A 21,983-nucleotide genomic window follows, 5' to 3' on the forward strand; every position below is an offset into this window, starting at 1 on the left:
ACGTTTTAAGAAAATTACTTTAGCTCTTCCCCGGCAATATCTTGCCACTTATAAAAGTGAAATGTACCATCATCTGACATGGCTGCGAATAAACCACGCTGAAAACCAGAGTTTAGCGGAACGTTAGTTACATCACTACCATCACTTTCTGAAGTAGAAAGAAAGACTGTTTTCATAAATGTATGTTGATGGGGATTGTCACCTGTGCCTTCCCTGGAATAAACTTGAAATGTATTGGCTTGCTGGTCGGACACTAAAATATAACCTGTAGAATCAGAAGTTTTATAAATGGAAATACCTTCATGATCACGTGTGAAACGCTCTTTACCAAACAAGGCTAACTCAACGTTGCCGCTGTCAGGATGAGCGTAGTATTTTCGTACTCCTACATTCTCATCCGAATAATAAACATAGCCTAACTCGTTGTCTACTGCAATGGCTTCGATCTCTTTTATCCCGCTGAACTTTCCAAAAGAACGTACCAGGTTTCCTTCTACACTCCCATTTTCTTCATACAACTCATACTGTCCAAGGTAGCCGTTGGCAGGGCCAAATTTACGACTTACGATAGCATAGATTTTCCCATCAGGCTGCCGTGTATACAATGCGATGCCCATGGGAGCGCGAAGAGAATCCTGTTCGAAAACCGGGATACCGCCATTATCAACAGGCTCCATTTCCGGTAGTTTAAATACCCGGATGCTGTTAGTATTTCGTTCGGTACAAACCGCAATGTCTATATGCTGTCCTGAGAATTCAAAGTCATAGGCTATATCTACATTATTAGGTCGTTTGATATTACTGACCGTATCCACAATTTTACCTTCCAGGTTAAAAACATATAAGGCGCCGATGCCATTATCGTCACCTTTGTCCGTACCGATAATAAGGCTTTTGGCGGCGTCTTTCTTATTTATCCAGATGGCAGGGTCATCTGTATCATGGGCCACGCGTTGCGTAATAATAGTGGGTTTAATGAGTGAAGTTATGTTAAGGTCACTTTCAGTTGGGGCGTTCTTTGCAGGCTGACAAGCTGCGAAAGCTGCTACTAAATATATAAGTAAAAGTTTCTTCATAATGAATAACAGAGAATGCCAATCAACCGCATGGACTGGCCGGCATTCTCTGTGTAATGTGATCTAGTTTTTGAACAGGTCGAATTTGATACCAGCGTTGAACCGAACATTGTAAAACTCAATTTGCATTGTCCTTTCTTCGATACCCTGATAGTAGCGCAGAGGTTGGTTGGTCAAGTTATTTACCTCGAAAAAGAACCTCCATTGTGGAGTAAAGGCATAAGAACCATTTAAGTCCAGGAAGGTCTGCTTGTCATAGTATCTATCATTAAATGCGTCTCCCCCGAGTTCATCAATATAGTCACTGGCAAAGTTGAGCGAAGCGCGGAGTACGAGTTTATCCGTTTCATAAGAAAGGGAAGCGTTAAACATATTTTCCGCTGTACCTGGTAGCGCGAGGTCTTCTCCTTCACGCCCTTCTATACCATCTGTGCTGGATTGCGTATAGGTATAGTTCAGGTAAACGCCAAAACCTTTCCAAATTCCCGGTAAGAAATCTAGTTGACGCTGGAAAGAAACCTCAAATCCGTAAATTTCGGCCGTACCGCCGTTTTCAGGGGTTTCAAACTCAACATCTGTTTCGTTGATGCCCAACGGTCTTGCATCGAAGTTTTCAATACTTCTGGAATAAATGAAATCATCGATGTCTTTATAGAATGCCCCAGCTGAGACCAGACCAACAGATTTGAAGTATTTTTCAGCCATTAGGTCCAGGTTCATCGAAACAGCAGGTAACAGGTTAGGGTTACCTGTACTCAGTTCCGGTCCGTCAGGATCAAATTGTTGAAAGGGTACCAGATCAAAATAATTGGGTCGTGCAATGGTATTGGTCCAGGCTAACCTTAGTACGGTACTTTCTGAAAGGTCATATTTCAAATGTAATCCAGGAAGTACGTTGGTGTAGCTATCCGTGCCGTTTGTGGTACCGATTTCTTCCGTATCCACGTCGAAAGAGAAGCCGTTGTAGTCAATATCGGTGTGCTCTACCCGTAAACCACCTAATAGGGAAAACTGCGGGGTGATTTGAGCATCAAACATGGCATATCCGGCAAAGATCTTTTCTCTGGCTGTATAGTTACCAGGAGCATATTCCTCAGGAATATCAGATTTATCAAACAATGCTGGGTTTTGTAGATCTAATGATCCGAGAAATTCTTTCTGGGCGAAATAACCTGCTTGATATTGGCTTCCTACCAGGTAATTACTTTTGGAAATGTCTGTAACGGGTACATTGATCATGGGATCAAAATCAGCTGTATTCACCGGTTCATATTCCGTAAAACTGTTGTCACGTTTTTTGAATTTGTTGCGATAACGTCCGCCTGCTTTTATGAATACATTTTCATTAATCGGTAACCGGAGGTCTAAACGTCCGTTTAAATCTTCTTCGAATGTGAACTGTCGCTCGTCGGTAATGTCATTCAGAGACAGGTTCTGCCATTGGTTTTCTGCATTGCTGGTAACCAGTGGCCTTTCGGGGTTTCTAATGTCTATAGTTACCGGCAAGTCACCTTCTCTGAACCTGATGTAGCGCTCATCGGGTCGTTCTTCCGAGGCACGAGCATAAGTGCCTGACCAGTTTAACTTAACATTGCTGAATAAATGTTCTCCCTTAAGGCTTATGTTACGCATACGCTGATCTTCCAGACGTGTATTCTGTACTCTGTCCGAGCCTATACCACCTTTACTTTGCCTTCCGATTCTGCCCAGTGCGGTGAAAAGGCCAGGCTCCAGCTGTGTAACCGTTCCATCGTCGAAAGAGTCTTCCAGTTTGCCCACGCGATAACGGAATCTGTTCTCCCAATCATCTCGCCAGTTATAGATGGAGTTTAAAAATAAGGTATGATTGTCATTGATCTTATAGTCCAGGTTGAGCGAGGTGCTGCGTCTCACACGTTGTACGGTATAAGTTCTTATATCAAATTCGTCAATGACAGCACCGAATTGGTCATTTTCTATCCATACAGCTTCTGCATTGTCAGAACCAAATTCGTGATTATTGTATGAAGCAGAAAATATCACCCCCAATTTGTCATTCATAATCCTGTCACCTATCACCAACGCTCCTGTCCATATGGGTTTTTCGGAAAGAAAGTTTAAACCACTGGCCGCGGTACCTGAAATACGCAATCCGGAAGGCGCCTGACGTGTTACCAGGTTTACAGATCCTCCTATGGCGTCTGCATCCATATCCGGTGTCACCGCTTTATTTACCTGGATAGTTTGGATCATGTCAGAGGGGATCAGATCCATTTGTACCCTTCTGTTGTCTCCTTCTGCCGATGGTATACGCTCGCCATTGAGAGTAACCGAGTTAAGCTGGGGGGCAAGTCCTCTTATAATAATATCACGAGCTTCTCCCTGGTCGTTCTGCATAGTAATGCCAGGGACCCTTTTAAGTGCGTCACCCACATTGGCATCAGGGAACCTGCCAATTTGATCGGCAGCAATGACATTGGTGATATTAGAATTTGTCTTTTGCTGATTCAGTGCTTTAGCCTGCCCTTTAAGACGGTCGCCTAATACTAACACTTCATTTCCTAGCGTCACACCTGGCGACATTTTTATATCCAAGGAACTGGATTGACCGGCTGTGACGGTCACGGGCTGGTTTACCTGTTCGTAACCCAGGTAGGAAACATTTAGCGTATAATCTCCTTCATTAACTTTAGCGATAAAGAATTCTCCTCTTAGGTCTGTCACCGCTCCTTTTGACGTTTCAGTGAGTATTACGGTAGCTCCCGGGAGTGGCAACCCATTTTCATCCAGCACCCTTCCGGATACACTACCCATTGCCATTTTTACTCTGGCGGACGATTTGTGTTTATCCACTACTATGTTATAGTTGATCTGCTTGAAACGTAATTTGGAGCTCCTTGAGATTTCGGTGAGCAATTCTCCTAAGCTTTCATAATCATTAGTCAGTTTTATTTTCTTGGCGGTGTTGATCTTGTCGTTACTGTAAACAAAGGAAAAAGCAGTCTCACGCTCTATAGTCATGAAAAACTCGGCAAGCGACGCATTTTTTAAGTTAACATTAATATCAACGTCAAACACACTTTGGGCGCTCCCTTCACGGGCAATAAGCGACGTAAAAAGCATTGTTTGAGTAATCAGGCCATAAAGTGTGTACTTACTTAGCATACGTATAGCTAGTAAAAGTTTTTTTTTCATAATTTTAATTAGTTTGAGGTTAGAGATACTTGACTTTAAACTTTAGTACACCTTATCGATCGTTTCCAGGCGTTGAGATAAGGCGTCTCATTATAAGCCGGGCCTGCCAGCCCGGTTTTTTATTTACATCCGTTCCCGGAGAGGATTACTTGTTTTCCATTTTTTTCGTAGTTAATTCCTGTACCTATTTTAATTGCATTCAATACATTCACGAGATTCTCATCCATGAATTTACCCGTAAGGCGGCACCCTTGTATTTGGGTACCTTCAAATGCTACATCTATGTTGTACCACTTTTCGAGGCGCTTGGCCACCTCGGCCAGCCGACTGTTTTCGAACCATAAGATATTTTCCTTCCATGCCAGTATAGAAGCCATGCTTGCTTCTCTTTTCAGGAGATCGCGTGTTTCACGATTATAAACGGCTTCTTCTTCTGGTACCAGTACAGCAGAACTGCCTGCACTGCTTTTCACTAGTACCTTGCCAGTGGCCACGCTTACGGCAACTTCATTCGTTTCATCAAAAGATTTAATATTAAAGGAAGTCCCCAACACAGTCGTTGTGAGGCCATCAGTTACTACAGTAAAAGGCCTGGATTTATCAGGTATTATGTCGAAAAAGGCTTCTCCGGTAAGTGTCACACGTCTTTCTTTTACCGAGAAAACTTCAGGAAAGCGTAAGGTACTTCCAGCATTCAGTTTAATTAATGATCCGTCAGGTAATCGAAAAGTAGATTTTTGTCCGTTAGGATTTTGCTTGACCACATATGCCGGGAGTTGGGTTTGCTCGTTATTGTTTAAATAAAAGCCAATGAAAGCACCACTTAGAATGGCAAATGATGCCGCTACTGCATACCACCAGCGATTCTTGGCTCGTACCGGTGTATGAAGTTGAAGTTGCTCATGAGCCTCTATCTTATCGTTTAAAAGATCCAGCCCACGTTTTAAGTCGAAAGATTTCTGATCGTTATATTCTTTATTATATATTTCCACATATTCCTGAAAGATGTTCATATGCTGAGGGTTTTCGGCTAACCAGTTATGTAGTTTCTCCACTTCGCTCAATGATGCCTCATTGCTCAGGTGTTTTAGAATAAGTTCTTCAGGTATCTGATTTTGCATAGCCCCTCTTTTGTCTTTAGAGAGCCGAAAAATGTAAATACACCCCTATTTGAAGCGGTTTATGAAATTGTTAATTGTGACGGCATGTTTTTAACAATTAGGCAACATTATCAGAAGGGATTAATTTGGGCAATAATTAGCCAGATGCTACTCATTGATTCAGCTTGTAAAGCATTACAGGCTTCAAGAACCATTTGAATCGAAATTATGACAATTATCTCCCAAACGAGATGGTCGTCATGTTTCTTCCACTTGATAATTAACGACAGCCCGGCGTATGGCCTTTAGGGCCTTAAGCATATGATTTTCTACGGTCTTTATAGAAATATTCAAGACGTCACTGACTTCCTGGTATTTCAGGCCATCTATTTTATGGAGCTTAAAAATTTGCTTGCACTTACCAGGTAGCGTATTGTAGGCTTGTTTATACGTGTTGGACAGCTCTTGATACAAGTAATCACTTTCCGGAGTACGATCAATGACCATTCGAGCACTTTCGTCTTCAATTTCTTCGAAGATCACACTTTTCTCACCAACTGCCTTTAACGCATGGTTCCTCACTGACCGAAATAAGTAGGCTTTAACAGAGTGATTAATTTCAAGGTGGTGCCGATCTCGCCATAAAATAAAGAAAATATCAGACACTACTTCTTCTGCCAGTTCTTCCTTCTTTACGATTAACATGGCGAAATTACATAGACTGGAGTAGTATTGTTCAAATAATATTTCCAGCGCCTTGCGATCATTGGCCTTTACCTGTTTATACAATTTGACTTGTTGATATCTCTCCATAATTATCTTTTGAGATCAACCTCAAAAATTGGCGATAAAGTGTGGCTTGCCAAGCTTTATGAATTACTAAATTTTTAAGCTTTAAATGCCAGTGAAGGCTTAGTTCGCGGAAATTTACGTATTCCTGATAAAATGTTAAGGGAATGTTAAAACACCCATGATAATATGTTATTTTCTTAAATTTCACATTCGGTTTAAGTTTAAAAAATGAGGAGAAATGCCATTCGAGTACTGATTATTATGGCTACCATTAGCATTTTAGGGGTAGTGGCAGTTCAGGTATATTGGTTTAAAAAAGCCTTTAATACTGAGGAAGAGCAGTTTAATCGGGACGTAAATACCGCACTTTTTAATGTGGCGAACCAGTTTTTTGAAATTAGTGAAACGGCTGTACCGTCTAATAACCCCATTCAGCAATTGAATACCAACTATTACGTTGTAATGATCAATCGAGACATAGATGCTAATTTGTTGGAATACCTGTTACGTGCCGAATTTGAAAAGAGGAACATTACAGTGGATTTTGAGTATGGTATCTATGACTGTTCCAGCGACAAAATGGTCTACGGAAATTATGTGAGTTTTGACGAAGAGGCTTCTGCAGGTGAAACCAGTATATTACCAAAGTGGGAAAACCAAAGTTACTATTTCGGAGTTCAGTTCCCTGATAAGACTTCGATCATAAAAGAACGTATGGGTATCTGGATTTTTTCTTCTACTGTGTTATTGATAGTGGTCATCTTCTTTAGCTATGCAATGTTTGTCATTTTAAAGCAAAGGCGTCTTTCCGAAGTTCAAAAGGACTTTATCAATAACATGACCCATGAGTTTAAAACACCTATTTCCACCATTGCACTTTCCGCAGAAGTACTAAAAAGCCCGGGCATTACGAAACAACCGGAGCGTCTTATCAATTACGCCACCATAATAGAAAATGAGAACCAAAGGTTAAAAAACCAGGTGGAGCGTGTACTTCAGATGGCCAGTGTGAACAAGAGAGGGATGACGTTGAAAAAAGAAAACCTTTCACTTCATGGCATTGTTCATGAAGCACTCAAAGCAATGCGGCATCGCTTAGAAGAAAACAATACAAAGATGGAGCTGGCCCTAAAGGCTGAAAATGATCTTATACTGGCGGATAGGCTTCATTTGGTAAATGTTATGTATAATCTTATTGACAATGCACTTAAATACCGTAAAGATGATCTGGCTATTAACATTAACACGCAAAATTTTAACAATCACATAAATATTGAAATAATTGATAATGGAATAGGAATTGACAAAGCAAATTTGAAAAAGATATTCGATAAATTTTTTCGAGTGCCTACCGGTAATATTCACGATGTTAAAGGATTCGGTTTGGGCCTTAATTATGTTAGGTTAGTAGTGCTTGCCCACGGAGGTTCAGTAAGTGTTTTTAGCGAAGCTGGTGAAGGCACAAAATTTTTAATATCATTAAGAAATGCATGATATAAACATTTTACTTGTTGAAGACGATGAGAGTTTGGGATATGTCATTAAAGACAATCTGGAGCTAAGAGAATATGAAGTCCAATGGTGCAAAGACGGTCAGGATGGCATAAATACCTATCAAAGTGGTATTTATGATCTGTGTATATTGGATGTAATGCTACCCAAAAAGGATGGATTTGAATTGGCGGAAAACATCCGGTCGCGAGATAAGAACATCCCGATACTCTTTTTAACCGCCAAATCCATGCAACAAGATAAATTGGAAGGGTTTCGGCGTGGAGGTGATGATTATATCACCAAGCCCTTTAGCATGGACGAACTAGTTTACAGAATGGAAGTTTTTTTGAAAAGGCGTACTACTGATAAACACCGGGGTACTTATCAACTGGGAGGATATTTTTTTGATTACAACGGACTCAAACTGTCTATGGACAGCGATGAACGGGTTCTTACACAAAAAGAAGCTGACGTACTCAAATATTTTGCAGATAACCTGGGGCAGGTAGTTAAGCGCAAAAGTATTCTCAAATCCATTTGGGGTGAGAATGACTACTTCATGGGCAGGAGCCTGGATGTGTTCATTTCCAAATTACGTAAATACTTGAAAGCGGAACCTCGCCTTGAAATCATTAACATTCATGGGGTGGGTTTTAAATTGAATTTGAGGGATTGATTTACATTACTCCTTAATGCAGTGTAATGAGGAAAACTCAATTTTTCCTATCAAAAGTGTGACGCTGAAAATGTGTTTAGGCAACTGAAATGCTTCAAAATGACCAACCTTGGTCATTGACATTAAACTCAAATTGAGCCTTTTTTACCTAAAAAAAAGGACTCTTATTATATACTTTAACAGAGTCAGTTTCTTAGCTTTTCAAAGCTTTATAAATATGAAACATGTCATCATGTGAGTGTATGTTACAAGAATAGAATGCTAAGCGTGATGTGTTTAGTGGGCCAATATTCTATCGAAGAGTAATTCCTCGCACCAAACAAAGGGTAGATTGTGATTGATTACTAAATTGAGGTGTAGGTTGAGTGCCCCGTCTAGGGCATAACCCCAAAATGGACAACTACGGTTCTTTTGGGGTTTTTTAATTTATAAAGAAACGGATGTGTATCTGAAAGCAAACTTGTCGTTTATAAGGACATAAATTCAATAGTGCACCATCTCTTTCAGCCCATATCATTCTCTTCAGGTATTTAATTTAAGATGGATTGATTCTTCAGCTTGATAAATGTGCGGGAAAGATTGACAGGACTGGGCATTAATAATATGCCCGGAAATCACCATTTCCTGTGCCACTAATTTTACTAAATCCATTTGCTCTTTCCAGTGTTCAGGAGAAAGCTGGCGAGCTACTTCAGAAAGGCTAAAACTCTTATCTTTACCCCTTTCAATGGCTAGAGATAAAATAACTTCTTTTATTTTGCTTGCTTCTATCATCTTGTATCAATCGAATAAACAAAGAAGTTTATAAACAGGTTCTCTTAGGAGTAAATATTGTCTGAGAAAAACGCGTTCTTACGCTAAAACAGCCGGCCTTAACATAAAGTTACTTGCCTCGGTTGTTGATTAATCTTTATAACCTTAGGAATTGCGTTGAAACAAGTGCGATCTTAACACGCCATTTCTATGATACGATCAACATTTTCCTATCATTATTATACTAGACATTGAACACCGGCGAGATTAATTTTGTTAGTCACATGTGATGTACAAAGAATGGTTTTATCACATAACTAGGCCCATTTGTATAATACCCCTTTCGTTGACCACAGAAATGGAAGTTAAATTAGAGTGAGGAGAAATAGTGTAGTGAACGATGTAACAAACAGTAGTAATGTGTTTATAGGGATTGATTACGGTGCAAGAAAGGCAGGTACTACGGCTTTGTGCTGGGAGGAGAAAGGAGGGCTACGTGTAGAGCAGTCTGAGAAAGATAGGGATGCAGATGGTTTTATACTGCATAAAGTGCAACAGTTATGTCCTGAGACAATCTATCTTGATGCGCCGCTCAGCCTTCCTATGGTATATAGCCGTCCTGGTCAGGATTATTTCTACCGGGAATCTGACAAAATGCTGGGAGCTATGTCTCCAATGTTTTTAGGTGGCCTTACGGCCAGGGCGATGCGACTAAAATTTACATTAGAGCAGATTGACATTAAAGTATTTGAAATTTATCCGGCCGGACTTGTAAAAAGTATTTCAGCAGGTGCTTTTTATAAAAAAGATTTGGATGCTTTTGCTAAAGAAATTGAAGAAAAAATGCACATAACATGCCCTGCATTAACCAGTTGGCATCAGGCAGATGCTGTATTGGCCTGGTGCAGTGGCTTACGTCATCACAAAGGAGTAAATGCGTCTTATGGACGACAAGAAGAAGGAATCGTTATTATTTAAGATACATTTTTGACGTAATTTACGTTAACCCGGGAAATGATGAGATTATGATGCAACTGAATCACAGGCTCTTTTTACTTGTACTGTCGACTATTTTATTTATAAGTTCTTGTGGAGATGATGAGGGTTCGGCTACTAGTGAGACCGAACAGGTGAACCAATGGATACTCAGTGTGATGGAGGAGGTCTATTTTTGGACAGATGAAATTCCTGCCAACCCTAACCTGTCTCAAGACCCCGGCAACTTCTTCACTTCATTACTTTCTTCACAAGATCGCTTTTCAGCAATATTTGCAGATTTTAATGAGCTTACTAATCAGCTGGATGGTGTGGTGATGGAAGCAGGCTATGAACTGGCGGTGGTAAGAGAGAATGGTACCAATAACGTAGTAGGGGCCATTACTTATATAAAGGAGAATAGCCCGGCCCAATCAGCTGGCTTGCAGAGAGGCGATATAATACGTAGAATAAGTGGTCAGGCCATGAATACGAACAATTTCAGGTCGGTTTTACAAAATATTTCTCAGAATCATACCATTGATTATGAACGATTCAATTTTGATACTAATCAAAATGAATCTTTTCAACAGGATATCTCTGTTATTCAGCTTTCAGAGAATCCTAATTTTCTTGACACTACTTATACTACACAGAATGGAAAGAAGGTGGGTTATTATGTATATAACTTTTTTTCCCAGGGAGTAGGAAGTTCTACACAGTATCGTGATGAAATGGACCAGATATTTGCCGGCTTCAAAGCAGCAAATATAGATGAATTGATATTGGATTTGAGGTATAACAGCGGTGGATCAGTAGCTTCAGCTACTAACTTTGCAAGCCTTATTGCTCCTGGCGTTACCAGCGAAACGGTATTTTTCTTGAACCGATGGAATGATTTGCTGCAGCAGGAGTTTGAAAACGATCCAAAGTTTGAGAGCTCTCTTCGAGGTAATTTTCTTGAAAAAACAGAGAACATTGGTGACAACCTTACCTCACAGCGTATTTTCGTACTGGTAGGGCCTGGCACAGCCAGCGCCAGTGAGCTGATGATCAATGGGTTAATTCCATTTTTGAATGTGATTATCATCGGAGGTACCACGGTAGGTAAGAATGTAGGCTCAATACCGATAGAGGATACGGAAAACCCGGACAATAACTATGGGTTGTTACCTATTGTTTTTCAAATCGCGAACAGTCTGGGGCAGTCAGATTACGCTGACGGTTTTGTGCCGGGCCCGGAGTTCCAGGTCACAGATTTTCAGTTTCCTCTGCGGCAATTAGGGGATGTAGAAGAGCCTTTGCTTTCGGCTGCGTTAGCCGAAATTGAGGGGCAGTTAGGCGGTAGAAAAAGCTCCGCTAAAAGTGACATTGACGTTGATTATTTGATGTCTACGAAAGAATTGAATCCGGTTAGGCAGGAATTAGTCATTAGATAATAAGTTTACTTTGAGTACGCTCTTGTCTTAACTGACATAGTGCTTTACGATCTGCATACATTGTATTAAATACCCTCCACCAAAAAGGTTGACATGCACTAACAGAGCGTAGAGATTGTATAAATCCATCCGGCCTTCCCAATCAGGAACGAGTGGATATGTTTCATTATATGCCTGGTAAAAACTAAGGGGTGGTTTACCAAAGAGTTGCATTAGGGCGAGGTCCATTTCACGATGAGCATAGGCAACAGCCGGATCAATTAAAGCAGGCTTACCAGCATTATCGGTCATTATATTTCCGTTCCATAGGTCCCCGTGGATCAATGCGGGAGGTTCTGTTACCAATAATACATCCAATTGCTGAAACAACTTTTCAAAAAGCCTGATATGATCATTTTGCATTTTGCCATGATCAACGGCCAGTTTTAACTGAGGCTGTAAACGGCATCGAATAAAAAAATCTATCCAGTTTTTATGATATGCATTGTCCTGTACCAGAGAACCCATATAATTGGAATGGTCTAACCCATAATGATCAGCTGACATTTTATGAATACCAGCCAGCCCAATGGCCAGGTCTTCCCAGTACGTTTTTACAGGAACAGAACTTTCCAAAAACTCCAATATCAAGCAGGAATGCTGTTCACCCTCATAAGTAGCGATCACTTGAGGAACAGTTATACACTGTGGTCCCTGCATCAAACGTAAACCTTTTGCTTCTTTTGTGAACATGTCAGGAAATCGGGTGGCTGAATTCCACTTGAGGAATACATGACCTGAATGAGTTTCCAGTCGTCCACCGTTATTAATACAACCTCCTGAAGCAGATCTAAAGGACTGTAGCTCTCCCAATTCTCGGATACAGAACTTTTTTATTTCTTCCGGGATATCCATGGGTTAGATCATAGTGAGAGCTTGCTCCAGGTCAGCAATCAGGTCATCAGTATCTTCGATACCAGCGGAAACACGTAATAATCCGTCAGAGATCCCTACTTTCAATCTCTCCTCAGCACTTATCTTGGAATGAGAAGTTTGAGCAGGACAGGTAATGGTTGATTCTACACCTCCAAGGCTCATAGCTGACTTTATCAACTCTAACTTCTTTACAAAGGCATTAGGATCAGTTCGGATTTCGAAGGACAACATACCACCAAAACCAGACATTTGGGCCTTGGCAATATCATGGCCGGGATGATTAGTTAAACCCGGATAATAGACATTCGATATCTTTTCATGGCCCGATAAAAATTCACTGATCTGTTGAGCGTTTTGATTTTGTTGGTTTACACGTAAAGCAAGTGTTTTAAGGCTGCGTTCCAATAGATAACACGATTGAGCATCCAGACTGCCGCCCATTTTAATGGCTGAGTCCCAAATGCCTTCTACCAAAGATCTGCTGGCCAACGCCGCACCACAACAAATGTCACTATGTCCTCCCAAGTACTTTGTTCCGCTGTGCATAACGATATCAACACCCTGATCAATTGGGTTTTGATTGATAGGAGATGCAAACGTATTGTCAATAAGAGTGATAATTTTTTTTGACCGGGCCATATTTGTCAGAGCTTTCAGGTCTATGATCTTGAGTAAAGGGTTTGAAGGAGTTTCAACATAAATTAACTTGGTACTGGCTTTAATGGCGGGCTCATAATCCTTCCAGTCCATGCTGTCCACAAATGTATATTCTATACCAAAACGTTCCATTTGTGTGGTAATAGTATAATGTGTTCCTCCGTACAGGTCATTTTGGAATATAGCATGATCTCCTTTTTTTAACAGGCTGAATAGTACCGTTGTAATAGCGGCCATGCCAGAACTAAAAACCAAGCCGTCTTCTGCATTCTCCAGTGCGCTGATCTTATTTTTTACGGCCTGTTGGTTAGGGGTATTAAAGTAGCGAGGGTAAGCATTGATATCTACATTTACATAGTCGTATGCTGTAGAGGTATAGATCGGTGATACCGTTCCCTGATGTACATCATCTTTGAGCGTCCCACTATGTATACATTGTGTTTTTTTACTATTCATCTCGTTTTTAACTTAGCTTCTAACTTGCAGGAGCTTATAGCATAAGCGTGGTATGAATTTACTTCCACTTCACTACTTCACCATTTTTGTGAATGCTGATATAATCAGGAATGGCCTCCAGGATCTCTTTGTGCAGCGCCTCTATCAGTTTTTGCTTTAAAAAGCTCTTCTTGATAAACAGGCTTACCTCCCGTACGGGTTGTGGGTCAATGAACTTTTTAAGTCGGCTTTGACTGCTTTTATCGAAGTCTAATGTTGCCAGCTCCGGAAGCAGTGTTAACCCGCCATGTTTATCAACTATCTTCTTTAATGCCTCCAGGGAGCCACTTTCATATTTAAAGCGGCCATTATGTTCGCCATACATGTGACAAACCTGAAGTACCTGTTCACGGAAACAATGTCCTTCATTTAACAGCCACAACTCATTGTTGGGAATGTCTTCTAAACGTAATGCCGGCATATTGTACAGCTTTTCACGATGATTTACATATGCGTAGAAGTGCTCATAAAACAACGGAATACTTGTCATTCCAGCTTCTTTGTAAGGTGTGACAATTATTCCAACATCCAGCTGTTCATTACTCAGTTTGTTTACCACCTGGTCAGTGAGCAATTCCTCTACCCTCACATTTACTTTTGGATATTTCTCCATAAACCCATGAATAAACAGGGGAAGTAAATAGGGTGATAATGTCGGTATAATACCGATGCTTAGTTCTCCGTTCAACCCATCTTTTTCGTCATTTACAATCTCATTCACGCGTTTGGCTTCATTTAATGCCAGGCGGGCCTGAGTAATGATCCGCTTTCCAATGTCCGTAGGAACTACGGGTTGTTTGTTTCTATCAAAGATCACCACACCCAGTTGCTCTTCAAATTTTTGAATTTGCATACTTAACGTAGGTTGAGTGACAAAACAACTTTCTGCTGCTCTGCCAAAATGCCGGTAATTATCAACGGCCACTATATATTCAAACTGTATTAAAGTCATCCTGATTTCCCCGTGGGAAATTAAACAATTGATAGATAGTGTGAAAGGACATTGCATCCATAAATAAAAAACCCGACAAAATGATTTAATCCTTGATTAGTGCTATAATTTATAAAAATTTATAATACGATATAACCTTCGTATTCCTTATATTCAACAAGTTTTACAATTATCAATTACATTACAAATTTTGTCACTATGGCTTTCAATGGAACAGAAGGGAGACCCATCACTCTCGAGCAAGCAAAAAGATGGACAAAGCGTTATCAGGATGAAAATAAAGGGGCAGTCAAAGCACATTTTTACGGCTGTGAAAGATTGAGGGAATTGTTGGATGAACCCGAATGCGTAGGGATACGCATTTACTATGGTTTGGACGACGATGGTAAAAGAAAATTGGTACTTGTCGGAGCTAAGGCAGATCAGAACAATATATTACCGCAAGAAGAAGGAAAGGGGCCACAGCATCAAATTCTAAATGATGGAAGAGATTGTCCTCCTGCATGCCCTGATTTTCTTGAAGACCAATTATAGTTTCGCATAGCTTGCATGAAGTACCTATTGCTTAAGTTATAATTGCAATAGGTATTTTTTTTGTACCTGGCAATCTATCTTCGTTTATGAGTATAGAATATTGGTATTATCGAATGGCAGATTTTATGACATTGATGGCATTTTTATCCTTCCTGATAAGTACCAAATATTCTAACAAAGAATTGCTACTAATAAAATGGATGCTTTGCATTTCGGTTATTTCAGATGTGACATTCGCTGTTCCCTTCTATTTTCTGAAATCATATATACCCTACACAGGTTTGATATATCGTGTGGCTGAATTTGTTTTATTAGTAGAATTTTATTTTCTGGTATTTGGAAAAAATTTTCCAAATAAACTGAAATGGTTGAGTCAGCTCTTGATACCTGTTGCTGTGATTACGTTTACATCTGTTGATGCCACACCGCTAAGAATAACAAGCAGCATTTTATTCAGTATACTTTCTACTCTTTGGTTTCTGAAAATAATAAGGGAGATGAGTGTTGGTATACTTACTAACCTTCCTGTTTTTTGGATGAATTCAGCTTTCCTTCTTTACTTTTCAGGATCGCTTTTCCTTTTTTTGCTTTTCGAACCATTGGGTAAACTCCACGAAACTTCCGCTATTGTTTCTTATATGTTTCATAACCTATTGGGCGTAATTAAAAACATATTAATTGGGGTAGGTTTTTGGAAGGCAATAAAACTGGCAAAAGGCCAAATTTCATTGAATTATGACAGATGAGGTATTGAATTTGGTAATAATTCTTGTGATAGGGACTTCGGTAACGTTGTTTCTGTCCATTGCCATTATTTCTTTCGTAGTGTACTACCAAAAGCGCATGCTTCAAATCAAAATGGAGCGACAAACACTGGAATCGGAATACCAAAGCCGGTTATTACAGGCTACACTGGAATCGCAGGAAAAAGAAAGAAAGCGGCTGGCTTCGGAGCTTCATGATGGCGTAGGTGCTATGCTCTCAGCCACCAAACTGAGTTTGAATTTTCTTAAAAAATCAAAGTTAAACAATGACGCTTTGGAATCTGTTAGCGAAGCAAAAGATATGATCGATGATGCAATTGATACTGTAAGAAGAATATCTAAAGATCTTCTTCCGGCTTCCCTGGAAAAGTTTGGCCTGTCAGAGGCGTTGAGAGAGTTTTGTGATAAGGTTAGTTCAACTCAGGTCAATGTAATTTTTAATGATTACGGTATTAAGCCCTTATTAGAGAGAAAAGATGAACTCCCGGTTTATAGGGTGGTCCAGGAAATTGTGAATAATGCTTTAAAACATGCACAAGCAAAAAACATCAACATAATAATAAGGAGTGAGGGCTATTTTGATCTTACCATTGATGATGATGGTAAAGGTTTCAATATAGAAGCGGTTAAGAGTGATATCAACAAGGGGGTTGGATTGTATAATATCGAAAACCGTGTAAAAATGTTGAAAGGTACTATGGATGTGAAAAGTGAGGCGGGAATAGGGACAACGTACAAAATCACCATAAAAAATGAACAAGTGGACAGTATACATAGCTGACGATCAAACCTTATTTAGAAAAGGGATGAGCCGCCTGGTACGTAGCTTTAAGAATGTAGCAGAAGTTCGTGAAGCAAGCAACGGTCAGGAACTGCTCGATCTGGTGTCTGATAAAAGGCCGCATGCAATTTTAATGGACCTGGAGATGCCAATAATGGATGGTGTGGAGGCTACTGAAAAGATATTGGCAAAATATGATAATATTAAAATCATCGTCTTGTCTATGCATGATTCACAAAACCATATCTTCTATATGATAGAAGCCGGTGCTCATGCCTTTCTGCTCAAAAATGCTGAGCCTGAAGAAGTAGAGCAGGCTATTGAGTCAGTGATCGAAAAGGATTTTTACCAAAATGAGATCGTTAGCGCTGCATTACGTAATGTGACCAGAAGCAGAAAAAAAGTTGATAGCAGGCCAGTTTTCCAAAATCAGGCGGTCTTGAGTGATCGTGAAAAGGAAATTCTCATACTCATAAGCCGGGAGTTAACAAATAAAGAGATCGGAGAAAAGTTATTCCTGAGCGAAAAGACGATTGAAAACCATAAAGCCCGTATGATGGATAAAGTAGGCTCGCGTAATTCTATAGGACTGGTAAAATACGGGTACGAAACGGGCCTTATTACATGATTAGTGGATTTCCCTCAATTCTGTAGGTGAATTCACCTAATGTTTTGCTGCATTTATATTTGTAATATACTTATAATCAACAAGTTAATTGAAAATCTGAGTTTTCTATCGGGGTAATCCCTTAAAACCTGATCAGGCTAGCTACTAAATTCGTGGAGTAAGAATTTAAATGTTGGCTTGAGATGAAACCCACAATTCTAATAGTACATCAAGACGATAGAGATAGGAAACGTATGCACGGCATACTTTCGAACTTCGAATTTGATCTTATTTATACAAATGATGGTCTTAGCGGTTTGCAGGCAGCAAGATATCTGAAACCGGATTTGGTCATTTGTGAAATCGAATTAAAACTTATCGATGGTCTTACATTGGGTAAGAATATTCGAAATGACGAAGAGATAAGCGAGACGCCATTGATATTTCTTCACCATGAACTGGACCTTGTACTTATAGAAGAGGCTAAGAAGCTTTCGTCAAGAGCTTTTTTAATTAAGCCTTACGTGGATAATTCGATTATTTATGGTGTGAAACGGGGACTCCGCAAGGCCCATCTCGTGACCTCGGCTGACCGGAGCCCTGTTCCTTATGAGGAATGTTTCATGAACGTGAGTGCTAATCAGCGTTACGTTTAAACAAAGAATTGTTTTATTGCCAATCACTCGTTATTTAAGCGTAAAAACTTTAATTTATTTGCACATTCTTGGCTACGGATTTGGAAAAAGTAGATGACAGGACAGGATACATGAATGTTGTGATCTTCAGAGACCAAAGCCATGAGAATCTGAAAGCGTATTTAGACTTCTTTTCTGGTTTCTCAATGACAGTGCTAAACAGCTGCAGTATATACTGAAACAGAAGAATCTCTGAACAAGTAACAGGCCAGTACAGTAGTGGATTGCTACGAAATGATCATGAGTAATGGCTAAAAACTAAAGATTATTTGGTTAATTTTCCTACAAACATAATCCCCGGTAATGCTGAACTCCAATGTACTCGACATTGTAATAGGCCTTGTTTTCATATATCTGATTTTAAGCCTGTTCGCAAGTGCTATTAATGAACTTGTGATGCGCTGGTTGTATTCAAGAGGTAAAAATCTGAAGAAAGGGATTGTGAACCTGTTATCCGATAACGGTAAAGAAACAGATATACTGGTAAGTAAATTTCTTCAAAGTCCATCATTCAGGAAATTTTGTAGTTCTAACAATACGTTACCGTCTTATCTGACAGACCGTCGTTTCGCTGAAGTGTTATTGTTTATACTTAATGGAGACAATAGCACGAAGCAAAATATTGGAAGCATTAAAAAAGGAGTTGAGGCCTTACCTGAAGGAAATACCCGGCAATGGCTCATGGCGCTAATTACTGAAGCAGGCGAAAATCTGGAGGACTTGAGAGAACAGCTAAAAAGCTGGTATAACGACGTTATGCAACGTGCGTCAGGTTGGTATAAAAGGAAAGCTCATCTTTTTCTTTTCATCATCGGCTTTCTCATTAGCATGGTGATGGATGCTGATACCTTTCAAATTGTGCATAAACTTAACAATGACCCGTTGGCCAGGGCTGAACTGGTTAAAATGGCAGAGCTCCAGTTGGCGCTACTTTCGGAAGACTCAGCTCAAACGGCTATAACTGACTACAGCCTGGATTCATTGTCAAATAATCAGAATAGGCAAAGAATAGGTCAATTAGAGCAACGTGTAGACAGCCTATTCACAAATCAAATTGCTCAATCACAAAGCATACTTGGTTTGGGGTGGGACATTCCGCAAACTAAATCAGTATTGGTAGCTGGTGAAAAGATTCAGCACAAAACGTCACTTGGTGAAAAGATCGAAAGCATCTGGTCACAAATTTCTTTTCAGGGAGTTTTTGGGTGGCTAATAACGGCGTTAGCCATTTCTTTAGGAGCCCCCTTCTGGTATGACCTTTTGAACAGGGTCGCCAGCCTCAGAAGTACAGGTCAAAAGCCTGTGGACAAAGAAATGCCAAAAAGCTCAATATAAATACGGATGGAAAAATTCTTAAATGCACCTCAGTTAAAATTATTCAGGGATAAAGCCCAGGAAATTAAGGCTTCCGGAAAACGATTTTCCGATGTTGAAGATGCTGCCGGACATCAGTTTGTAGACTTGGTGCAAGAAGGTGGGGGCGTTTTAGGAATAGCATTAGCCGGATACACGTATATTCTGGAATCAACAGGTATACGTTTTTTAGCCTGGCAGGAACATCGGCAGGAGCAATTAATACATTGATGATGGCAGCCTTAGGGAAAATTGAAGAGGCTAAATCTGAAAAAATTTTAGACATTCTGAGTAAGAAAGATCTGTTTGACATAGTGGATGGGGATAAAGCCATTAAAAAACTTATACAGAAAGCTATTAAAAAGAAAAAAGGGCTTGGTTGGAGTGTATTCGTTAATGCTTTTAAGATCTATAAAACGCTAAAAAATAAACTTGGAATCAACCCGGGAACGGACTTTGAACGGTGGATCACCCGTGAACTTAACAAGCAAGGCATTGATACTATCGGGGACTTAATGGAGTTAAGAATGCAAGCTCCTTCGGGCCTTAAAGATGTTACAACGGGAGCATTAATAGATGATCTATTTCCTGACTTGGCAATTGTAACCTCAGATATTACCACGAATACCAAAGTGGAATTTCCCAGGATGGCCTCATTGTATTGGAATGATTTTAAAAGCGAGAGTCCCGCTAAACTGGTTCGTGCTTCTATGTCCATCCCTTTCTTCTTTGAACCGTTCAAAGTAACCAACATTCCTGATGCAGGAAAGGAAAAACACCCGCTTTGGAATGAGAATGCGAAATATTTCGGGCCGGTACCGGCCTCGGTCAGTTTTGTAGATGGTGGAATGCTCAGTAACTTTCCTATTGATGTATTTCATCGCCAGGATGGGGGTGTTCCCAGGATGCCCACTTTCGGAGTCCGGTTGAGTACCTACCGCGAAGAGTTTAATAGTACAGATAGCCTATTTGGCTTTAGTGGTGCAATGATCAGTACTATGAGGCAAATACACGATTATGATTTTTTAATGAAAAATCCTGATTATCGCCAACTTATATGCCGTGTAAATGCTGATAAAGACTTCAATTGGCTTGATTTTCAGATGCCTGTTAACGAGCAAGTAAGACTGTTTTTGAAAGGAGCCGAAGAGGCGGTCAAATTTCTCGATGAATTTGACTGGGAAAAGTACAAAGAAGTGAGACGTAACTTTCCCGGGTCTTACTGACCGGGCTGTGAGTTATGATAACCTTGGAACAATCCATAATCTAACGAATATATAATTGTGCCTAAACGCAGTTCTACCTGTAAATCTGGTAGTTCGCATAAGGATTTTACGGTTTATCTCTATGTTGTTAAATCTTTACTATTCCTTAATACATGAACTAATGCTGGTATGATCCGTTATTTTTGGTAACAACCACTACAATCATGAACACTATCATTAAAAAACAAGCCATCGTTCAATCGTTGGATTCGATGAACGATGGAGACATGGAGAATGTACTGGGCTATATTAAGGAGCTTTTGTACAATGAACAATTGGACATGACTTATCAAGACTTTAAGAAGCAGGCCATGATCCAGATCAATCAAGCGTTGGATGACAATAAGAAGCTGGTGACAGCTTAATTTCCAATCTTGAATTGATGACAAATATACTTACTGTCGTCTGAAAGAGACCACTAAGTATATTGCACATAATTTTCCCATTTTTCCAGGACTTCCCTCATATCCTCAGGAAGTTCTGAAGAGAACTGCATTCTCTTTTTTGTAACAGGGTGGATAAACCCTAACGACTTGGCATGTAACGCTTGTCTTGGAATGATTCTGAAGCAATTGTCCACAAAACTTTTGAATTTGGAAAACTGGGTGCCTTTCAAAATCCTGTCGCCACCGTAAGTGGCATCATTAAAAAGAGGATGTCCAAGATATTTCATATGTGCACGGATCTGATGCGTCCGCCCTGTTTCCAGGTTACATTTTACCAAAGCTACATATCGCAAGTCTTGAATGGTTTCATAGTGAGTTATGGCATGTCTGCCAATGGAATCATCTTCAAAGGCCATTGTTACTCGCCTGTCTTTCGGGCTGCGCCCTAAATTTATAGTTATAGTGCCCTTTTCAGGTTCAGGTATACCCCATACCAGAGCATAATAAGTTCTTTCAATAGAATGGTCAAAAAACTGTTTGGCCAGTCCCGTCATGGCAAGCTCACTTTTGGCGATTACCAGCAGACCGGAAGTGTCTTTATCGATGCGATGGACCAGTCCCGGCCTCCCGTCATTTCCCTCCATTTCCGGTAAGTTTTGAAAATGATAAGTGAGCGCATTTACCAGGGTGCCCGTCCAATTTTGGTAAGCCGGATGTACCACCATTCCGGCTTCTTTATTGACCACAAGCAAATGTTCATCCTCAAAAACAATGTTTAAGGGGATATTTTCAGGTACTACTTCTGTATCACGGGGTGGTTCAGGCAGGGCAATGATGATCCTATCGCCCGGATGGACCTTATAATTTGGTTTTACCTCCTTATCATTCACTTGTACAAATCCATCTTTTATGCCTGACTGAATTTTGGTACGTGTAGTATTCGGCAGGCGGTCCATCAAAAACTTGTCAATACGGATCAAGGTCTGGTTGGGATCAGCGATAATCTGATGATGTTCATAAAGCGAATCATCTTCTTCTTCAAAGTCTTTTAATGACATGGATAGTATTTGTGCTCTTTAAATATTTATAAAAAATGGGGA

22 protein-coding genes are annotated in these 21,983 nt (G+C 40.1%); 13 read left to right on the forward strand and 9 right to left on the reverse strand.

Annotated features, from left to right (window positions below):
* Positions 1-14 precede the first annotated feature (14 nt).
* The 4 genes from FNH22_RS12505 to FNH22_RS12520 form a co-directional block, all read right to left on the reverse strand.
* Positions 15-1,076 (reverse strand): phytase, encoded by a 1,062-nt coding sequence (locus FNH22_RS12505; protein ID WP_143398724.1) that lies wholly within the window; start codon positions 1,074-1,076, stop codon positions 15-17.
* A 63-nt stretch (positions 1,077-1,139) separates the two neighbouring features.
* Positions 1,140-4,250, reverse strand: coding sequence for a TonB-dependent receptor (locus FNH22_RS12510; protein ID WP_255518042.1), 3,111 nt, complete (start codon positions 4,248-4,250; stop codon positions 1,140-1,142).
* A gap of 119 nt (positions 4,251-4,369) precedes the next feature.
* A complete protein-coding gene (locus FNH22_RS12515) occupies positions 4,370-5,371 on the reverse strand; it encodes a FecR family protein (RefSeq protein ID WP_143398725.1) in 1,002 nt (333 codons plus the stop codon).
* A gap of 237 nt (positions 5,372-5,608) precedes the next feature.
* Entirely contained in the window at positions 5,609-6,163 is a 555-nt protein-coding gene (locus FNH22_RS12520; RefSeq protein ID WP_143398726.1) for an RNA polymerase sigma-70 factor, read from the reverse strand.
* A 207-nt stretch (positions 6,164-6,370) separates the two neighbouring features.
* Here FNH22_RS12520 and FNH22_RS12525 point away from each other — a divergent pair, with 207 nt between their 5' ends.
* Together FNH22_RS12525 and FNH22_RS12530 are read left to right on the forward strand one after the other, a co-directional pair.
* A complete protein-coding gene (locus tag FNH22_RS12525; protein WP_143398727.1) occupies positions 6,371-7,636 on the forward strand; it encodes a sensor histidine kinase KdpD in 1,266 nt (421 codons plus the stop codon).
* Positions 7,629-8,312 (forward strand): response regulator transcription factor, encoded by a 684-nt coding sequence (locus FNH22_RS12530; protein ID WP_143398728.1) that lies wholly within the window; start codon positions 7,629-7,631, stop codon positions 8,310-8,312. The genes FNH22_RS12525 and FNH22_RS12530 overlap by 8 nt, the downstream gene beginning before the upstream one ends.
* A gap of 522 nt (positions 8,313-8,834) precedes the next feature.
* Here the strand turns inward: FNH22_RS12530 and FNH22_RS12535 are convergent.
* Entirely contained in the window at positions 8,835-9,086 is a 252-nt protein-coding gene (locus FNH22_RS12535; protein WP_143398729.1) for a DUF3253 domain-containing protein, read from the reverse strand.
* Between the two features lie 354 nt (positions 9,087-9,440).
* Here FNH22_RS12535 and FNH22_RS32010 point away from each other — a divergent pair, with 354 nt between their 5' ends.
* Entirely contained in the window at positions 9,441-10,043 is a 603-nt protein-coding gene (locus tag FNH22_RS32010) for a hypothetical protein (protein WP_185154204.1), read from the forward strand.
* A gap of 47 nt (positions 10,044-10,090) precedes the next feature.
* Positions 10,091-11,479 (forward strand): S41 family peptidase, encoded by a 1,389-nt coding sequence (locus FNH22_RS12540; RefSeq protein WP_185154205.1) that lies wholly within the window; start codon positions 10,091-10,093, stop codon positions 11,477-11,479.
* A gap of 27 nt (positions 11,480-11,506) precedes the next feature.
* On the opposite strand, the gene FNH22_RS12545 is transcribed toward FNH22_RS12540, so the two are convergent.
* The 3 genes from FNH22_RS12545 to FNH22_RS12555 are packed head-to-tail and all read right to left on the reverse strand — an operon-like array spanning position 11,507 to position 14,555.
* Positions 11,507-12,373, reverse strand: coding sequence for a fructosamine kinase family protein (locus tag FNH22_RS12545; protein ID WP_143398731.1), 867 nt, complete (start codon positions 12,371-12,373; stop codon positions 11,507-11,509).
* A 3-nt stretch (positions 12,374-12,376) separates the two neighbouring features.
* Positions 12,377-13,507 carry a PLP-dependent aspartate aminotransferase family protein gene (locus tag FNH22_RS12550; protein ID WP_143398732.1) on the reverse strand — a complete coding sequence of 377 codons (1,131 nt, stop codon included), beginning with the start codon at positions 13,505-13,507 and terminating at the stop codon, positions 12,377-12,379.
* 58 nt (positions 13,508-13,565) lie between these two features.
* Positions 13,566-14,555 carry a LysR substrate-binding domain-containing protein gene (locus FNH22_RS12555; protein ID WP_370513181.1) on the reverse strand — a complete coding sequence of 330 codons (990 nt, stop codon included), beginning with the start codon at positions 14,553-14,555 and terminating at the stop codon, positions 13,566-13,568.
* Between the two features lie 141 nt (positions 14,556-14,696).
* On the opposite strand from FNH22_RS12555, the gene FNH22_RS12560 reads away from it, so the two are divergent.
* The 9 genes from FNH22_RS12560 to FNH22_RS12600 all read left to right on the forward strand — a co-directional run bounded on the left by FNH22_RS12560 (position 14,697) and on the right by FNH22_RS12600 (position 20,862).
* The gene (locus FNH22_RS12560; RefSeq protein WP_143398734.1) at positions 14,697-15,032 is read left to right on the forward strand and encodes a hypothetical protein; all 336 of its coding nucleotides are present in this window, start codon (positions 14,697-14,699) and stop codon (positions 15,030-15,032) included.
* Positions 15,033-15,118: 86 nt separating this feature from the next.
* Positions 15,119-15,778, forward strand: a complete 660-nt coding sequence (locus FNH22_RS12565) for a hypothetical protein (protein WP_143398735.1) — start codon at positions 15,119-15,121, stop codon at positions 15,776-15,778.
* Positions 15,768-16,577 (forward strand): sensor histidine kinase, encoded by an 810-nt coding sequence (locus tag FNH22_RS12570; RefSeq protein ID WP_143398736.1) that lies wholly within the window; start codon positions 15,768-15,770, stop codon positions 16,575-16,577. Before FNH22_RS12565 ends, FNH22_RS12570 begins: the two co-directional genes overlap by 11 nt.
* Positions 16,549-17,205, forward strand: a complete 657-nt coding sequence (locus tag FNH22_RS12575; RefSeq protein WP_143398737.1) for a response regulator transcription factor — start codon at positions 16,549-16,551, stop codon at positions 17,203-17,205. The genes FNH22_RS12570 and FNH22_RS12575 overlap by 29 nt, the downstream gene beginning before the upstream one ends.
* Before the next feature lie 182 nt (positions 17,206-17,387).
* Complete coding sequence (locus FNH22_RS12580) at positions 17,388-17,840, forward strand: PleD family two-component system response regulator (protein WP_143398738.1); 453 nt, start codon at positions 17,388-17,390, stop codon at positions 17,838-17,840.
* Between the two features lie 342 nt (positions 17,841-18,182).
* Positions 18,183-19,214, forward strand: coding sequence for a hypothetical protein (locus tag FNH22_RS12585; RefSeq protein WP_143398739.1), 1,032 nt, complete (start codon positions 18,183-18,185; stop codon positions 19,212-19,214).
* 6 nt (positions 19,215-19,220) lie between these two features.
* Positions 19,221-19,463, forward strand: coding sequence for a hypothetical protein (locus FNH22_RS12590; protein ID WP_143398740.1), 243 nt, complete (start codon positions 19,221-19,223; stop codon positions 19,461-19,463).
* A complete protein-coding gene (locus FNH22_RS12595) occupies positions 19,463-20,458 on the forward strand; it encodes a patatin-like phospholipase family protein (protein WP_143398741.1) in 996 nt (331 codons plus the stop codon). Before FNH22_RS12590 ends, FNH22_RS12595 begins: the two co-directional genes overlap by 1 nt.
* A gap of 203 nt (positions 20,459-20,661) precedes the next feature.
* A complete protein-coding gene (locus FNH22_RS12600) occupies positions 20,662-20,862 on the forward strand; it encodes a hypothetical protein (RefSeq protein WP_143398742.1) in 201 nt (66 codons plus the stop codon).
* 53 nt (positions 20,863-20,915) lie between these two features.
* On the opposite strand, the gene FNH22_RS12605 is transcribed toward FNH22_RS12600, so the two are convergent.
* Entirely contained in the window at positions 20,916-21,941 is a 1,026-nt protein-coding gene (locus FNH22_RS12605) for an RluA family pseudouridine synthase (protein WP_143398743.1), read from the reverse strand.
* Positions 21,942-21,983: the final 42 nt, after the last annotated feature.

Origin of the sequence: Fulvivirga sp. M361, assembly GCF_007097395.1 — a bacterium.
GTDB lineage: Bacteria > Bacteroidota > Bacteroidia > Cytophagales > Cyclobacteriaceae > Fulvivirga.